The 16996-nt window shown below is 39.0% G+C and carries 13 protein-coding genes, 1 tRNA gene and 2 pseudogenes; 3 read left to right on the top strand and 13 right to left on the bottom strand.

Going from position 1 to position 16996, the window contains the following annotated elements:
* Positions 1 to 148: 148 nt before the first annotated feature.
* Positions 149 to 1231 (top strand): annotated as a pseudogene (locus tag I4V44_RS04290) (Archaeal ATPase); the annotation flags it as partial.
* Between the two features lie 192 nt (positions 1232 to 1423).
* Here the strand turns inward: I4V44_RS04290 and I4V44_RS04295 are convergent.
* The 5 genes from I4V44_RS04295 to I4V44_RS04315 all read right to left on the bottom strand — a co-directional run bounded on the left by I4V44_RS04295 (position 1424) and on the right by I4V44_RS04315 (position 5980).
* Positions 1424 to 2296: an ATP-binding cassette domain-containing protein gene (locus I4V44_RS04295; protein WP_005362311.1), complete on the bottom strand. Its 873-nt coding sequence runs from the start codon at positions 2294 to 2296 to the stop codon at positions 1424 to 1426.
* 3 nt (positions 2297 to 2299) lie between these two features.
* Positions 2300 to 2956, bottom strand: a complete 657-nt coding sequence (locus I4V44_RS04300; protein WP_227194783.1) for a transporter — start codon at positions 2954 to 2956, stop codon at positions 2300 to 2302.
* Positions 2953 to 4023: an ABC transporter permease subunit gene (locus I4V44_RS04305; RefSeq protein WP_009265790.1), complete on the bottom strand. Its 1071-nt coding sequence runs from the start codon at positions 4021 to 4023 to the stop codon at positions 2953 to 2955. The genes I4V44_RS04300 and I4V44_RS04305 overlap by 4 nt, the downstream gene beginning before the upstream one ends.
* Before the next feature lie 116 nt (positions 4024 to 4139).
* Complete coding sequence (locus tag I4V44_RS04310) at positions 4140 to 5318, bottom strand: sensor histidine kinase (RefSeq protein WP_118247208.1); 1179 nt, start codon at positions 5316 to 5318, stop codon at positions 4140 to 4142.
* Positions 5306 to 5980 carry a response regulator transcription factor gene (locus I4V44_RS04315; protein WP_118247209.1) on the bottom strand — a complete coding sequence of 225 codons (675 nt, stop codon included), beginning with the start codon at positions 5978 to 5980 and terminating at the stop codon, positions 5306 to 5308. The genes I4V44_RS04310 and I4V44_RS04315 overlap by 13 nt, the downstream gene beginning before the upstream one ends.
* A gap of 526 nt (positions 5981 to 6506) precedes the next feature.
* On the opposite strand from I4V44_RS04315, the pseudogene I4V44_RS18110 reads away from it, so the two are divergent.
* Positions 6507 to 6878, top strand: a pseudogene (locus tag I4V44_RS18110) (MobQ family relaxase); the annotation flags it as partial.
* A 142-nt stretch (positions 6879 to 7020) separates the two neighbouring features.
* Here I4V44_RS18110 and I4V44_RS04330 read toward each other — a convergent pair.
* The 8 genes from I4V44_RS04330 to I4V44_RS04365 form a co-directional block, all read right to left on the bottom strand.
* Positions 7021 to 7401 carry a DUF4825 domain-containing protein gene (locus I4V44_RS04330; protein ID WP_019161000.1) on the bottom strand — a complete coding sequence of 127 codons (381 nt, stop codon included), beginning with the start codon at positions 7399 to 7401 and terminating at the stop codon, positions 7021 to 7023.
* A gap of 61 nt (positions 7402 to 7462) precedes the next feature.
* Positions 7463 to 7879 (bottom strand): YjdF family protein, encoded by a 417-nt coding sequence (locus I4V44_RS04335; protein ID WP_118247210.1) that lies wholly within the window; start codon positions 7877 to 7879, stop codon positions 7463 to 7465.
* A 427-nt stretch (positions 7880 to 8306) separates the two neighbouring features.
* Positions 8307 to 9068 (bottom strand): helix-turn-helix domain-containing protein, encoded by a 762-nt coding sequence (locus I4V44_RS04340; protein ID WP_118408757.1) that lies wholly within the window; start codon positions 9066 to 9068, stop codon positions 8307 to 8309.
* A 324-nt stretch (positions 9069 to 9392) separates the two neighbouring features.
* Positions 9393 to 9764: a TnpV protein gene (locus tag I4V44_RS04345; protein ID WP_118408759.1), complete on the bottom strand. Its 372-nt coding sequence runs from the start codon at positions 9762 to 9764 to the stop codon at positions 9393 to 9395.
* 31 nt (positions 9765 to 9795) lie between these two features.
* Positions 9796 to 11433 carry a 23S rRNA (uracil(1939)-C(5))-methyltransferase RlmD gene (rlmD, locus tag I4V44_RS04350; RefSeq protein ID WP_196002386.1) on the bottom strand — a complete coding sequence of 546 codons (1638 nt, stop codon included), beginning with the start codon at positions 11431 to 11433 and terminating at the stop codon, positions 9796 to 9798.
* Positions 11434 to 11438: 5 nt separating this feature from the next.
* A complete protein-coding gene (locus I4V44_RS04355; protein ID WP_026649704.1) occupies positions 11439 to 12386 on the bottom strand; it encodes a 3'-5' exoribonuclease YhaM family protein in 948 nt (315 codons plus the stop codon).
* 84 nt (positions 12387 to 12470) lie between these two features.
* Entirely contained in the window at positions 12471 to 13736 is a 1266-nt protein-coding gene (locus tag I4V44_RS04360; RefSeq protein ID WP_022380961.1) for a S1C family serine protease, read from the bottom strand.
* Between the two features lie 312 nt (positions 13737 to 14048).
* Positions 14049 to 14133 (bottom strand) — tRNA-Leu (locus I4V44_RS04365).
* 480 nt (positions 14134 to 14613) lie between these two features.
* On the opposite strand from I4V44_RS04365, the gene I4V44_RS04370 reads away from it, so the two are divergent.
* On the top strand, positions 14614 to 16995 hold the full coding sequence (locus I4V44_RS04370; RefSeq protein WP_196002387.1) for an endonuclease MutS2: 2382 nt from the start codon (positions 14614 to 14616) through the stop codon (positions 16993 to 16995).
* Position 16996 lies beyond the last annotated feature (1 nt).

A 16996-nucleotide genomic window follows, 5' to 3' on the forward strand; every position in this document is an offset into this window, starting at 1 on the left:
ATCCGCATTTTCTTGAATCGAATATATGTTCGTGTTATGATGATAGATATACTCAATTTTAACTACGAAAGGGGAATTTCTATTGAATCGATGCGATTTTTCTTCTATTAGCACTTGCTTAAAAAATCATATCAGCGAAAGTAATCAAATGAGTCAGCCTGATTTTTTATACGAATTATTTGAAGATTTTATGGATGATCCGGCAAATCAGGATTTTTCAATGGACAACGGTCTGGTTTGCCGCTGGATGACTGGTCAGGCTAAAATCAGTCCTAAAATATCCGCTTACTATTCCAAGCCATCCAATCAGGAAAAATTAGCCCATACCATCCACCAGAATCTTCTTCCACTGATGTCTGACTGTAATATGGCTATACAAGATATTTACACTTTATTCATTCAGGATGACAGCATCTCAGATGCGAAAAAGAAAAATCTGACTCCCTTATATAAACCAGCCAGTTCAAGATTGCTGTTTCTTGCAAAACTGATTTCTTTTGGCATGGAACGCCAATTCATCAAACGTAATACCAAAAATCAGAAGCTGCTCGCCGGAGGCGCTTTATCCCCCATTGTGCTGGATTATATTATGGACAATGAGGTTCCGAAACCATGCCGTCATTTTATCGGAAGAGATAAAGAACTGGAAGAATTATATACCATGCTTGAGGAAAACCGTCATGTTTTTCTTTGCGGAATCGCCGGAATCAGAAAAAGTGAACTTGCCAAAGCCTACGCAAAGCGGTACATAAAGCAATACACCAATATCCTTTATGTAGAATATACCGGCAATCTTCATCAGGATATTACTGACATGGATTTTATTGACGATCTTCCGGAAAGCACTGAACAGGAACGGTTTCAAAGACATAACCGTTTCCTGCGTTCCCTGAAATCTGATACTCTGTTTATCATAGATAATTTTAATGTCACTGCCACACAGGACAGCTTTCTGTCAGTAGTATTAAAATATCGCTGCCAGATTTTGTTTACAACCAGAAGAAAACTGGATGAATACTGTACTCTGCCATTAAAAGAAATAGAGGACATGAACGCTCTCTTCCAGCTGGCATCAGCATTTTATTCAGAGGCAGACACGTACCGGACAACAGTTGAAAAGATCATCGAAACTGTTCACTCTCATACTTTTGCCGTGGAACTGGCAGCAAAACTTCTGGAAAATGGAATCTCGACTCCAGACCAGTTATTAACAAGACTTCAGGTAGAAAAAGATGCACTTGCCAAGATAGAAAATATCTCTGCTGACAATGCTCGCCTCGTTTCTAACCTTCATGCCAACCTTGGAGGACTTTACCGCATGAACGGTTATCCCGATCTTGCAAGAGAACACATGGAAAAACTCTATCCGGTCTTTTAACAAAACAAGCATAATTTACGGCGGGCAACTTGCCCGCCGTTATATTCAGCTATTCGTCAAATAAATATATGCATCTTCCAAAGTGATATCATTATCTAGGACACAATTCTCATTTGGCTTTCCTTTGCTTAATACTTTCATATGAATTCCATTTTCTACATACTGCTTAGATGATATAGAATAATTGGCTTCTAACAAACGGGCTTCTTCTGCATTTTGTACCGTACAATTCCAAACACAGCCCTTTGCATTTTCCAGCAATCCACTCACGCTTCCGGAATATAAAAAACTTCCTTTTTTCATAATGGCAAGCTGTGTACAGGTTGCTGCTAAATCTTCTACTACATGAGTGGAAAACAGCACCGTTCTATCCTTTGAAAAATCAACCAGAAGATTGCGGATCCTGATTCTTTCTTCCGGATCTAACCCAGTTGTTGGTTCGTCAATAATCAAAAAATCCGGATTATTAAGAAGTGCCTGTATGAGTCCGACACGTCTCTTCATACCACCAGATAATTGTCGCATTTTTTTATTCTGATGCTCTGTAAGAGAAGTCTTTTCCAGATAATAGGTAATTCTTTGTTCGAGGTCATTTCTGGATACTCCTGACAGTCCCCCCATATATACAAGACATTCTTTCACCGTAAGATTCGGATATAAGTCGATTTCCTGTGGAAGATAACCAATCTTTTTCTGTATTTTCTCATAATTTCCCTCGTTATACAGAATTCCATCAAGGGAAACCATTCCTTCCGTTTGTTTTAAAACAGTTGTAAGAACCCTCATCAAAGTGGTTTTTCCAGCACCATTCTCACCCAAAAGTCCGTAAATTCCCTTAGGTATTTCAAGAGATGCCTTATTTACTGCAACTACACCATTTTTAAATCTAACTGTTAAATCATTTATTCTAATACTCATAATCTATCCTCTTTTCTTTAAAGCCATTGGTAATACTGCAAATAAAAACAGCCCCGCTATAAAAGACACAAGCGTTCCATAAATCCAACTCTCGGACATTAATTGAGTAGGTTCACAAAAGCTGAAAGAAAACAATCCCAGATTTCCGAAAAATGAACTTCCCGCTTTTGATATAAGTCCAATGACAATTCCAAATAAACATCCAATACCTGCCCACATATTTCGAAGCAATGTACACAAAATCACAGTGCATATGCTCCAAAACCAGATAGTTCCAAACATTGCAATGAAATATAAAAGAAATATCTGAATACCCGAAATGCCTTCGTTTACACTGCCCGGTTTTTGCCAGAAAAACAAAACATATCCAACACAGGAAAGTATTAATAAATATAATATTTGAACGCACACTCTCTGTGATATTACTTTTAACTGCTTTTTTTGATCATACAAATGAAATACATCGGCACGCTTACTTTTTACTTCCATCAAATATGTGTCACTACAAAAAATAATTGTTAAAAATGCTATTGGAGACTGAATCGCTGAACCGATTTCTTCATAGTATATAATCGGATGAATAGCACACAATATCAGTATAAATGCACATGAATAAAAAATCTTATATAACGACAGGCAGTTTTTTAGTTCCGTTTTCAATGAACCCTCCTCCTTTTCCAGATTGTAACAGAAATACATACTAATATAACTGATGAAATTACAAGAATAATCTGATTTATGTTTGACATTTTGGCTACATGTGTTTCAAAAAATCTGCCAGGGAATCGCACCATAATAGAGAACGGTCTCATATAATAAATATCATTCTTCATGGTCAGCATATTTGAATATATAATGTGTAAAAACAAGATTGGTGCTGCCGGAAGCGGATTTTTAAATATTAATGCTGTAATTGTATAGACACAACATATCATCAAAAGATTCGGAACAATATAGATCAGAGAATTCACGCAAAAATCAATTGGTGTTACTGGAAAGCCCGATTCTAAAGACGTTTTCAAACACAGCATAAAGAATATAACATTCAAAATCACTAATACTCCCAGCATACTAATGAATCCGCTTATTACTTTCCCACATATATATTGGATTGCCGTAACAGGCTTTGTATGTAATAATTCATAGGTACTTTTTCGTGTATCCTGAATAAATAAAAATGATAGCAATACGGTTGCAAAAAAGGCCATATGCAATCCTGCAAAATCCGTAAATTTTTTGGCAAAGTACCAGGAAAAAGAATGTTCGGATAATTTCCGCTCGATATAATGATTGATTTCTTCTGCTGTCCCCTTATGAATTTCAAGGTCCTCATAAGCATATATTGCATTATAATAGCCATATTGGGATTCCAAAAACTCAGAAGCAGTCTTTACATCCATATTCTGAATTTCTTTCATTACATGATCTGCTTCCTGCCTGCTAAATCCAAAACCATTTTTGGAGGTGTCCATTAACGTCTCTTTGATCGTATCTTCCCACTCCCTTCTTCTTTCTTTATCATCAGATGTGGGAATGTACCCATCCATGACATCAGCATCTTCCAATGCTACGTCATTTTGTGTGATCTGTTCATTCTGTTTGATATAATGAATTTGCAAATACGATGACAGACATTGATACATACTGGCAACTATAATAATCAAGCCAATCCACAAAACAGGGTTCTTTAAATAATCAAGTATACTTCTTTTTATGATTGTTTTCATTGTATCTCTTCCTTTCTTTATTTCTTTAACAACATCATACAAATCAATTCTCAATAAATTCACAATAAAAAAGACTAAAACCACTTTATTTGTGATTTCAGCCTTATAAAGTATTTTTATTCAGCTTTGAAAAGAGCTTCTACATGAGCACCGCCTTGTCTGGCATTATATATTTTCAAATTTCCTCCATGCTTTTCACAGAAAATACGAGAAATATACATACCAAGGCCAAAATGCTTTAAATCATCTTGTGGATTCTTATGATAAAATGGTTCTGTTACTTTTTCCTCAGTATCCACAAATCCTATTCCATCATCTTCAACAGAAATTATAAGAAAACCATCCTTTTTCTTTATCTGCAAAACAATACTTTTTTGTGCATATCGAACCGCATTTTCCAGTAAGTTGTCTGCCACTTCCATGACAAGTTCCTCATCCACTTTCACAATGTTTTGTTCCTGCACTCTTTCTACCTTACATAATTTACTTTCCTTCTTGGACAGCATGGCAGCTTCTGCCTCAATCTTTTTTGCCAGTTCCGATAATTCTATCTCTGAGCATTGCAGTTCCCTCTGTTCTAAATGGGACATTTTTCTCATGTTTTCCGTGAAATGCTCTATACGGTCAATCTGATACATGCCTGTTTGTAAGATATCAATAACATCCTCTGTTTTTATACTCTCAGCAGAAACAAACTCTAAGAGCATTTCCTGATACCCACGCAATATGGAAAGTGGAGAACGTATATCATGTGCAATTGCATTCCGCAAAGCCTTCTCGTCATCAATCATTCGCCACATCTTTCTATTGTTATCTGCTAAAGCACTTCGCATCATTTCAAATTCTTTACACAAAGTTCCCATCTCATCTTTATTTTCATAGGACACATGAAAATCCAGTTCATTATCTGCAATCATTTGTGAGGCATCTTTTAGTTCCTGTAGAGGTGTCTTTAACTTATTTTTATAAAAAAAGAATACCGCAGCAACACTCCCAACAATCGAAAAAATAAGTACCGAATATGTTTCCATAAAGTCACACATTTCCGAAAAATGATAGTCCAAACGATTCATCTGCGATTGATTAGGTCTTGATATCTCAATCTCGTATTTCTTTCCATATTGCTGAAACACGTCCGTATAATCTGCATAATCAATATATTTTTCCCATATTTTATTCTGCATATTTCTTGCAAAATGAACTGTAAATCCAGATAACAGAAATGCTGCCGTTAAGCTAATCACAAAATAAAGCAGAATTGTTTTTTTCAGTGACAAGTTTCTTATTTTTTCCATCGGTATCCAATCCCCCATACAGTTTCTATGTATTCTTTTTCTGAATAATCCGCTATTTTTTTCCTTATACGCCGTACTAATTCCGTTATCGTTCTACTGTCCCCTTCCGCATCATATCCACAGACTTGTGCATATATACGTTCTTTATCAAACACCTGCCCTGGATGCATGGATAAGAATTCAATAATCTGATATTCAATTTTTGTGAACTCTATCCTGTGTCCAGCTATAGCTACTATTTTTTCAGAATAATCAATCAGCATTTCATCCATGAAACGGTATTCCGTTTTTTGTTGATGCCTTTCTTCTCTCTTTATGTTTGTGACAATCCTTGCTTCCAACTCCCGAAGACTAAATGGTTTCGTAATATAATCATCCCCACCCGAAAGCAACCCATTAATTTTATCATCTTCATCAACTCTTGCTGTTAGAAACAAAATCGGACATAACACTTTACTGCGTATCAGACGACATACTTCAATCCCATCCATACGTGGCATGTTGATATCCAATAAAATAATATCCGGTTTCATTTTTATTTTATTTAATGCTTCCATTCCATCTGTAGCCGTAATGGTTTCATATTGTTTCATATTAAAATAACTACAAAGCATTTTCACCAATTCTTTATCATCATCGACAACTAAAATCTTGTAGTTCATCCAAACCACCTCCAGTATCCATATTATACGATAAAAAACAATGAAATCACAACAAGAGTACATGAAGAACGTACGCATAATATATCTTTTTTCTCAATTCCTGCTCAATTTCCACTCAATGTCTTTTACCTCCGATTTTCGTATGCTTATCTCACAGCAAAGCAGTACCACACCGGTATGACCTGCTGAATCAATCAATACGAAAACGGAGGTATTTTTTATGCGAGAACTCAGAAACACAAAAATCATCGCTGTAGATCATGGCTATAGCAATATGAAAACAGCAAACACCGTCACGCCAACCGGAATCAAAGCCTATGAAACAGAACCAATCTTCACCGGAAATATTCTAGAATATAACGGCATTTACTACCGGATTGGCAAAGGACACAAAGAATTTATCCCGGATAAGGCTATGGACGAAGAATATTATCTTCTGACGCTAATGGCTATTGCAAAGGAACTGAATGTCTTTTCCATCCGTGAAGCAGATGTCCATCTGGCTGTCGGACTTCCTCTGACATGGATGAATAACAATCTTGATATCCTAGATTCTCAGGACATCTCGCTCAAAAAACAGCTTGAAAAAGATGCCGCCGCTTTCCGGGAAGAAAAATTTCGTCCTGAATCTGAACAGTATACAGAATTGCTGGACACCAGAATCCAGATACGTCCTGATTTCCGGGATAAGCTGATCGAGCAGCTCAAAGGTACTTTTGGTAAGTATTATGACTATCACCGCCGTGATATTGCCGCCAATGAGGTGGATTATCTCAATGTGGAAGATTCGGATGTCTTCTCCCATCGTGCATGGGAACTTAAATATCAGCTAGAACAGGAAATGCGGCGAAATCAGCCTGCAAGAGCTAAGAAAAAGTCCTATGATATGGAATTGTAATCATCTTCGAGTAGATAACATGCTCTTACAAATCTCTTGTTCAAAAATAAACTCCTTTCAAAAAGGCGTATGGAAATCAAAACTTCCATACGCCTTTTTATATTCTGCTCTTCAAATTGTCTAAAAGTTGACTAAAAATATATCACCGTTCATATGATACAATAATTTCTTTGCTATCTGCTGTTTTATAATCAATTGTTCCCAAATTACCAATCAAGTCAAATGTCATATCTGCATTAACCTGCAATTCATCTTCAAGTTTGACTGCCGACGGCTCATCTTTTAGAAAAACTGTTAATCCATAAGGCTCTGTTTCAGACTGTATCTCTATACTGTCATATGAGTATCCCTCTGGATACTCTTGACCGCTTACAATATTTATAACATTTGAAGAATCTCCTACATAATCTGTCTTATACTGCGATAAATCAGGAATTTCGTACAATTTTTCTTTTTTTCCGCACGCTGAAATCAACATGATTGATACGGCAACTAACATAATTGCAAGTACTTTTTTCTTCATAGAAACACCTCACGAAAGCTTTATTCAACACTTTTCGATTTGAGTAAAAGTCCAAGGGACTTTAATGTCCCTTATGCTTTTCTCTTTTCTTTCGCTGTTTCAGTTCAAACATTCGCTGCTCTTCTGCCTCTTTTTTCTTGAGGCTTTTCTCTTTGCGTTCCTGCTTGTTCTGTTCCTGCTGTAATTTCAACGCCTGTTGCGATTTTGTACCAATGCCTATTTCCAGCATCTGCTTCTTTGCTTCCCGCTGCATCCGTTTCGGATTTCTTTTGATATCCTTTACAACAGTTTCAACAACCGGACTGAATTTCAAACTGAAATAGCACTTTTGAATATATTCCTGTACTTCATAATCTTTTGGCTCTGCACCAAATGTTACCTTTGCCACAGATAGTTTGCCATCTTCGATGCGTTCAAAGATTCCCACCCAAAACGGCTCTTCAAAAAATACTGTCAGCTTTCCATTTACTTTGTCCATAAGAATCCCTCCTAAAATTGATTGAACAAAGAATGGACAACCCGGAGGGGCAGGTTACTTACCCTATTTATATAGGACGGCCGGGCTACCTACCGGCTCTGGCACATCAAAGATGTACGTTGCGTTTTTATCTTTGCTTTTATAATCAAGCCATATGGCACGATTAACTTAATTCAGAAACTTCTAAGTTGCGTTCCTCAAAAATATTCTTCTTACTTCATAAGATTCTATCTTTTGTTCAAATCATACCATATGATTAATGCATTTTCTATATACTTTCTTTATAATCAGCCAAAAGCCTCGAAGGAGCTTTCCACGTTTTAAATGTACACTAATTCTCTTAACACAACCTCTTCTGCATCATTCCATATTTCCCATGAAGAATGTTGTAAATTAGTACTATCCACAACGATAACAGGTAATTTAATTATTCGTATTTTTTCCCGATAATGTAAATCGAAATTACCATACCACCTAATATCATAATTAAGAAAATTTTATTCGAAATATCCCATAAAGCTATATTGAAACAATTGATTATTATAATACCTGCAAGAGGATATAGAACAACCGTTGCAAGTGTCCATATTTTTAAAGTTGTGCAGATGTACATCCAATTTCCGTTGTTAAAGGATAAACCAACTAGATGTATTCTAAAAATTCCTTGTGAAACATAATTTATCTTGTTTGCATCATAATATGTTGGTAATATGTCTTTGGCAAAGAAACAAAACCATGCACCAAATAAAAGCATTAACCCTGTAACCAGCAATATATCATCTTTCATCTCAGCTATTGAATTCCCAGATACGACTAACATAATAATTTCTGTAATAGATATTAAAAAGCATAGCAAATATGCTAATATCCAGTTTTTTCTATGCTGATGAATAGAATTCCTAACAGCCATATCGAGAGAGCCTACTACCAATTCCTCGACTTCTTTTGTATCAATATTTTTCTGTGTATCTATTTTTTCTCCACGTAACAATTCTGTAACGGTAACATCTAATATATCAGCTATTGGTATGAGTAATACGACATTGGGCATACTAAGACCACGTTCCCATTTGCTAACTGTTTTATCTGATACATATAATTTTTCAGCCAAATCCTTTTGAGTTAAATTCTTTTCCTTTCTTAATTCGGTTACAAATAAACCAAATTTTTCATTACTAATCTGATACATATATCCACCTCCTGCACACATATTATAATGAGAGCGTGCATAAATCAATCGACTAGCAGTAGAATCGCAGAATATTAGCACATAATTCATCAAATAATCTCCCCATCATGATTATTTCTATAAAGTTATATTCGAATATTTTTTAAGCCATACTATGGAATAATTAAATCGGCAACTTATAACTATGACGGAAAAAACCAGCCTTCCGAAACTTAGAAAAGATCACTTGCTATAGAATTGTAATTTGCTTCTTCTTTGACCCCTTATAAACATAAAAGCTGAACAAACAGGAGTTTTCGTCCTACTTGTTCAGCTCTTATTCTACTACCTATAAATCAATTCTTTTAACACAATCTCTTCTGCTGTATTCCGGATGTTATTTACAACTCCAACCCACACCATCTGATCACGAGCTTTCAATTCTTCCGTAACGCCTTGCTTCTCCATCATCTGACGCACCAGAATACCCATCCTCTCCTGTGCTTCATCATCCACAGCATTCAGATGTTTTGTCAATCTGTCTTCCAACATATACAGAGAATACATTGCCGGACGATGCTCTTTCAGATACGTTTTCCGCAGCATTCCATATTTTCCATAATGCGGTTCTTCATCTGTACTGACAAGATTCGGATAGTAAATTCCGTCTGCTCCCAGTGTGTAGGTTCCACCCATTTTTTCAAATGTGCTTTTCATGTGTTATTCCTCCTTGAAATCAGCGATATCCTTAGATCATCGCAAAATATTTCAGGGCAGCCTTGATAGCATCTTCTTTCTCTTTCGGACACTGTGGCACTTTTGGATTTTCTGTCTTTGGCAGATTATAGTTCTCTCCTACTTCGATTCCACATTTCCTTTTGATTTGAGAAATATATAAATTTGAAACCTTCAAGCCAAATTCTTTCAGCACATAATCTTTGATTTCCTGATAGGTCGCTTTCGTCTCTGCACTGGTTGCATCCAGCTCATCTAAGTCTAAGTCGATCTCTATCGTGTCATCTGGTTTTTGTTGGGACAAAAGAACAACCGTCTCCACGTGAACCGTCATCCCAAATTGATCAACCGGGCATACCTTTCTAAGCTCATATCCCCTCGCACACAGATACTTCAGATCCCTTGCCAACGTCGCACTGTCGCAACTTACATACACAATCCTCTCCGGGTTCATCTCGATCATGGTCTCCAGCAGGGTTTCATCACAGCCTTTTCTTGGCGGATCTACGACGATAACATCTGCATAAACACCATTTTTCTTATACTCTCTCGGCAGCACTTCTTCTGCCTTGCCCACAAAGAACTCTGTATTTTCCAGACCATTAAGTTTTGCGTTCTCTTTCGCATTCTCAATAGCTGCAGGAACAATTTCCACACCACGGACAAATTTTGCTTTCTGTGCCAGGAACAGGGAAATAGTTCCGATTCCACAGTAGAGATCCCATACTGTTTCCTCGCCGTGAAGATCTGCGTATTCCAGTGCCTTTGCATAAAGCTTCTGAGTCTGCATAGGATTTACCTGATAGAAAGACAGAGGTGAAATCTGATAGGAAATATCTCCGATCCTGTCTGTGATATATTCCTGGCCCCAGAGCAGACGAATTTCCTCACCAAGGATTACATTACTGTGTTTCTTATTTACATTGATGGTGATGCTTGTCATTCCCGGAATCTCACACAGAGATTTTACAAGCTGTTCCTCTTTCAGAATCTTATTTCCGTTCAGGATCAGACAGACCATCACTTCTTTTGTGAAGTATCCGTAACGGATCAGGACATGGCGCACCAGCCCTTTGCCTGTTGCTTCATTATATGGTTCAATCCTGTATTTCTCCATATGTGCGATTACACGGTCCAGAACTTCTTTATTCTCAACTACACCAAGTGCACAGTCACGGTTTTCGATAATATTGTGGGTTCTTCCCGCATAGAAACCTGTAACGATTTTTCCCTCTTTATTTCTGCCTACAGGAAACTGTGCCTTATTTCTGTAATGAAAAAGTTCATCCATGCCAATGATCGGCTCCATGGGGATATCTGTAAAGCCACCGATACGTTCCAGATGTCCCTTCACCTTATTTGTCTTAAATACAAGCTGTTGGTCATAGGAAAGTGCCTGAAGCTGGCATCCGCCACACTGACGGGCAAATTCGCACTTGGGCTCAACTCTGTACGGAGATGGCTTCAGCACCTCCATAAGACGGCCGTAACCATAATTTTTCTTTGCCTTGATAATTTTGGCTGTTACTGTATCTCCGATCACTGCGTCCTTGACAAAAACGGTGAAGCCATCGGCTTTTCCGATACCTTCACCGTCAATTCCGCAATCTTCTATCTCTAACGTAACAAGATCGTTCTTACGAAATTCCATAAAGATTACACCTCATCTGTTCTTCTTAAGTTGGATTCAAACAATTTATTATATCCAAGCCACTCTTTTTTGCTCTTGTTTGCTGCAAAAATCTCTGTGATGGTTTCCATTCTTGCATCTGTATTATCTGCAAGATTGAGAGCTACAGCCTCCACCAGTGCAGGTTTCTTCGGGGAACCATATTCAAGCTCTCCGTGATGTGACAGAATACAGTGGATCAGTTCATTCTTAAGCACCTCCGGAAATTCCGGTATCTGGCGCGCAAGATCATTGATCATCTGCGCTCCCATATAAATATGTCCCAGAAGCTGACCTTCATCTGTATAATCATTTAACGGAAATGCAGATAATTCTTTTGTCTTTCCGATATCATGAAGAAGTGATGCTGTGATCAGTAAATCCCTGTTGATGACCGGGTATGCCTTTGACATATAATCGCAGAGTCTGGTCACTCCCAGAGTATGCTCCATCAGACCGCCGATAAATCCGTGATGTACTGTCTTCGCTGCAGAATGTCCTTCAAACGCTTTCACAAAAGCTTCATCTTCCACAAATAATTTCTTCAGAAGTGCAGACAGATAAGTATTCTCCACACTGTCAATAAATGCTCTCAGCTGGCTGTACATATCATCTGTGCTGTTCTCACTTACAGGAAGATAATCTGCCGGGTTGTACTCATCTTCAGCAGCCTTGCGCACACGCTTGATATTCAGCTGCATAGCCCCTGCAAAGCTGGTCACATCTCCTACAACATCAATATAATCCAGGGCATCGAAATCATCAATTCCCAGAGAATTTGGATCCCATATCTTGCCATCCATGATTCCGGTTTTATCCTGGAGGATAATATTCTCATAGGGTTTTCCATTCTTTGTTACCGCAGACTGTTTCTGCTTGCACAGATAAATCCCATTAATTCTGTCTCCCTCATGTAACTCATTTAAAAAACGCATAAAGCCTGCCTCTCTATCCTTTATTTTTAGTATTATAACAATTCCACAAGAAAGAATCCCGCTTGTAGGATTCTCCGCCTGTCACTATCTCTCTCCAACTGTTACCTTATAATCTTTCTCCGCATACTCACCATCGGAATTTTTGCGAAGAACCGTTATGGTAAGATTTTCTCCCTGCTTTTTTGTCTGAAGATATGTATAGTAAGACTGCATACTCTCTGTGGGAGTTCCATCAATCTTACTTATAATATCTCCACACTGTATCCCTGCCTTCATCGCAGGAGATTCTTCTTGTGTACGCTCCACGTAAAGTCCCTGATCAATTCCCAGTTTTCTACATTGTGCCTGAGTTATCTCTGTTCCATAAATACCTGTATATCTGATTGTCTCTTTGTTAGCCAGATGTTCTACCAACGGAAGAATCTGCGAAATGGAAACTGCATGAATATTATCTCCATCGTTTTCATTCTTCTTCAGTATCATACCTGCCACATTTCCGTCAGAATCAAGCAGCACACCACTTCCATCTTCATTCCCCTGCACATCTGTAGCCAACACATTATACTCCGTATCCGCTACCGATAGTTTTTCAGAAACAGAAGTGATCATTCCATAAACCACCGCATCACTGTCACCGGCAGGACTTCCGATAGCAATTACTATATCGCTCTGTCCCAGTTTCTTTGTGTCTGTCAGATCAGATACCACGATACCTTCTCTTGTACTGTCATTGAGAAGATTTTTTCTCACAGTTGCAACTGCAAATCCGGAATCTGCATCTCCCCTGCATATCTCTCCCTGCACTGTCGAACCATCTGCAAAAGTCACCTGCAGTTCCTGCAGATTTTCCAGTTCTTCCTCATAGGTCAGGATATAAAATTGCGTCTCTGTTTCAAGAAAGACAAGACCTTCCGTATCTTCCTGCTGAAAATAAGAATTATTCAGCAAATCCTCATCCTTTGAAATTCCTCTCACGTTTACAAGAGATTTTCGGGATTTTTGGGAAACCTTCAGCACTTCCCTATACATCTCCTGACGCATTGCCAGAAGACTCTTCTCCTCTTGTTCAGAAACTGAAGCGACAGATTCCCTCTCTGTTGCCTGTTCTTCAGATATCGTCTCCGCTACATCCGATCCTGTCAATTCGATTTTCTGCTGTGTATTCTCTTCTCTGTCCGCCATAACCGGAAACACACTGGCAAAGGTTACGGCTGCGCAGCCTCCAAACAAAACGCCACATCCTGCTATCATAAGCAGCCTGCGCAACAGACTGCCATTCTCTTTTGGCTGTTTTTTTACCGTTTCTTTTATAAACTGATATTCCTGTGTGTCCATTTTGTTTTTTTTCATACCTGATTCTCCTGCCGCACTCCATTCAGGATAACTGCCCAGTGTCATACAAAACAGCAATCTGCCAAACAGTTACCATTCAGGTTCAATATCGCTTGTATTCAAACAAATTATATCGTAACAATCTACACATTATTTTAACAAAAAGATATGAATTTTTTATGAATATACTATAAGTAATTTCCCACAGTACAAAAAAGAAGCTCCTACTGAAACACTTATCGTATCAGCGAAACACTGTAGCTCAGGTTATTATGATGACACAAAAAAACGGCTTAAATGCACATATGATAGCATTCAAACCGTTTTTCATGCGGAAGATGGGACTTGAACCCACACGAGCGCAATGCTCACAAGATCCTTAGTCTTGCTCGTCTGCCAGTTCCGACACTTCCGCATATCGCATTTCTGTTATAAGTTTTACTTATTGTTGCGACAATTGGTACTATACCAAAAACTATATAAACTGTCAATAGCTTTTTTGATTTTTTTTTATTTTTTTGTAAAAACTATCATTTTTATGTATTTCTATCCTTTTTGCTTTCCATAGATTCCAAAATCATATATAATAGGAAAAGTATTTGTAACTGCTTATTTCACAGTAACACAGTTACAATTATGTTACTGTTCACACACCACTATTCCGCGAGGTGTTTTGGCATGAATATGCCAAAATCCCGAGACATACAAGCCAAAATTCCATTGCCGCAGGCAATCTGGAATGAATTTTGGCTACGTTACTGTGAACGGAGTGAACAGTAACACAATTATTTTTTTAGAATTGCTATAATCCCGGAGTACATTTCCATAACAAAAAATGCTATAATATCAGGGACAGCAAATTATAAAGATATCTATCAGGAGATTTAAACAGACAATGAATCAGAAAGCATATAAAGCACTTGAATATTATAAAATCATCAATATGCTGACAGACAAGGCTTCCTCTTCCATGGGAAAAGAAATCTGCCGGAAGCTGGAGCCATCCACAGATATTGATGAAATCCGACATATGCAGACTCAGACCAGAGATGCACTTACCCGTCTTTTCCAGAAAGGAAATATTTCCTTTGGCAGCGTCAAAGATGTGCGTGGTTCTCTGAAACGTCTGGAAATCGGAAGTTCTCTGGGGATTGGTGAACTTCTTGCCATCTGCAGCCTTCTTGAGAACACCAATCGTGTTAAAGCTTATTCCAGAAGTGAGCGCGGTGATTCTCTCCCGGACTCTCTGGACGGGATGTTCGAGGCACTGGAACCACTGACTCCTCTTACAACAGAGATCCGCAGATGCATCCTCTCAGAAGATGAGATCAGTGATGATGCAAGCAGCAACCTCCGCCAGATTCGAAGAAACATGAAGATTACCGGAGACAGGATCCATACACAGCTCTCCTCTCTTGTAAACGGTAGTGCCCGCAATTATCTGCAGGATTCCGTTATTACCATGAGAAACGGACGCTACTGCATTCCGGTCAAGGCAGAATACAAAGGACAGGTTCCGGGTATGGTACACGATCAGTCCTCCACAGGTTCTACTTTATTTATCGAACCTATGGCAATCGTAAAACTAAATAATGACATCCGCGAGCTGGAACTGGAAGAACAAAAAGAGATTGAAGTGATCCTTTCCACCCTGAGCCAGCAAACTGCAGAACAGACCGACTCTATCCGCGCAGATCTTAATATCATGGTACAGCTTGACGTCATTTTTGCCAGAGCATCCCTTGCCATGGATATGAATGCAACAGAACCAATCTTCAATGATGAAGGACGCATCCGTCTGAAACAGGCACGCCACCCTCTCATTGATAAGAAGAAAGCTGTTCCCATTGATATCCGTCTCGGCGATGATTTCGACTTGCTTGTTATCACCGGTCCGAACACCGGTGGTAAAACTGTATCTTTAAAGACTGTCGGACTTCTCACTCTCATGGGCCAGTCCGGTCTTCATATTCCCACACTGGACCGCTCAGAGCTTGCACTGTTTGAAGAAGTTTATGCTGATATCGGTGATGAACAGAGTATTGAACAGTCATTAAGTACATTCTCCTCACATATGACCAACGTGGTTTCTTTCCTGAAAAAAGCCAACCGTCACTCTCTTGTCCTTTTCGATGAGCTCGGTGCAGGTACAGATCCGACAGAGGGTGCTGCCCTTGCCATTGCGATCCTTTCCCATCTTCATGAACAGGGAATCCGCACTATGGCAACCACCCATTACAGTGAGCTGAAGGTATATGCACTCTCCACCTCAGGTGTAGAAAATGCCTGCTGCGAATTTGACGTGGAAACGCTCCGCCCGACCTACCGCCTGCTGATCGGTGTTCCCGGGAAAAGTAATGCATTCGCCATTTCTTCCAAGCTTGGACTTCCGGACTATATCATCGATAAGGCCAAAGAACAGATCAGTGAACAGGATGAATCTTTCGAAGATGTTCTCAGTTCCCTGGAAAGCAGCCGTATAATTATTGAAAATGAACGTCGCGAGATTGAACAGTATAAACAGGAAATTACCTCTCTGAAATCCGAAATGGAATCCAAACAGGAGAAGTTGAACGAGCAGCGAGACCGCATCATCCGTCAGGCCAATGAGGAAGCTCATGCAGTTCTCCGCGAAGCCAAGGAATATGCAGACCAGACTATGAGGATGTTCCACAAATTCCAGAAAGACCATGTGGATCTCTCTGCTGTGGAAAAAGAACGCCAGAATCTGCGCAAACATATGAATAAAGCAGAGAAAGGCATGACTCAGAAAACTGCTGCAAAGAAACCGAAGAAGGAACTCACAGCCAAAGATATCTCCCTCGGCGATGCAGTTAAGGTTCTCAGCATGAATCTGAAAGGGACTGTCAGCAGTCGTCCGGACAACAAAGGTTTCCTCTTCGTGCAGATGGGTATCATCCGTTCCAAGGTTCACATCTCTGATCTGGAACTGATCGATGAAGCAGAGATCACCACACCAACCATGCAGCGTACAGGTGCAGGTAAAATCCGCATGTCAAAAGCAGCCCATGTATCCACAGAGATCAACCTGCTTGGCAAAACGGTAGATGAAGCAGTTGCAGAGCTTGACAAATATCTGGATGATGCTTATATCGCTCATCTGAAATCTGTCCGTATTGTTCATGGTAAAGGAACCGGTGCTCTGAGAAAAGGTGTACACAATTATCTGAAGCGCCAGAAGCATGTGGAATCCTTCCGCCTTGGAGAATTCGGCGAAGGAGATGCAGGTGTTACTATTGTAGAATTTAAGAAATAGG

Origin of the sequence: Blautia sp. 1001283B150304_161114_C9, assembly GCF_015668165.1 — a bacterium.
Lineage (GTDB): Bacteria > Bacillota > Clostridia > Lachnospirales > Lachnospiraceae > Blautia_A > Blautia_A wexlerae.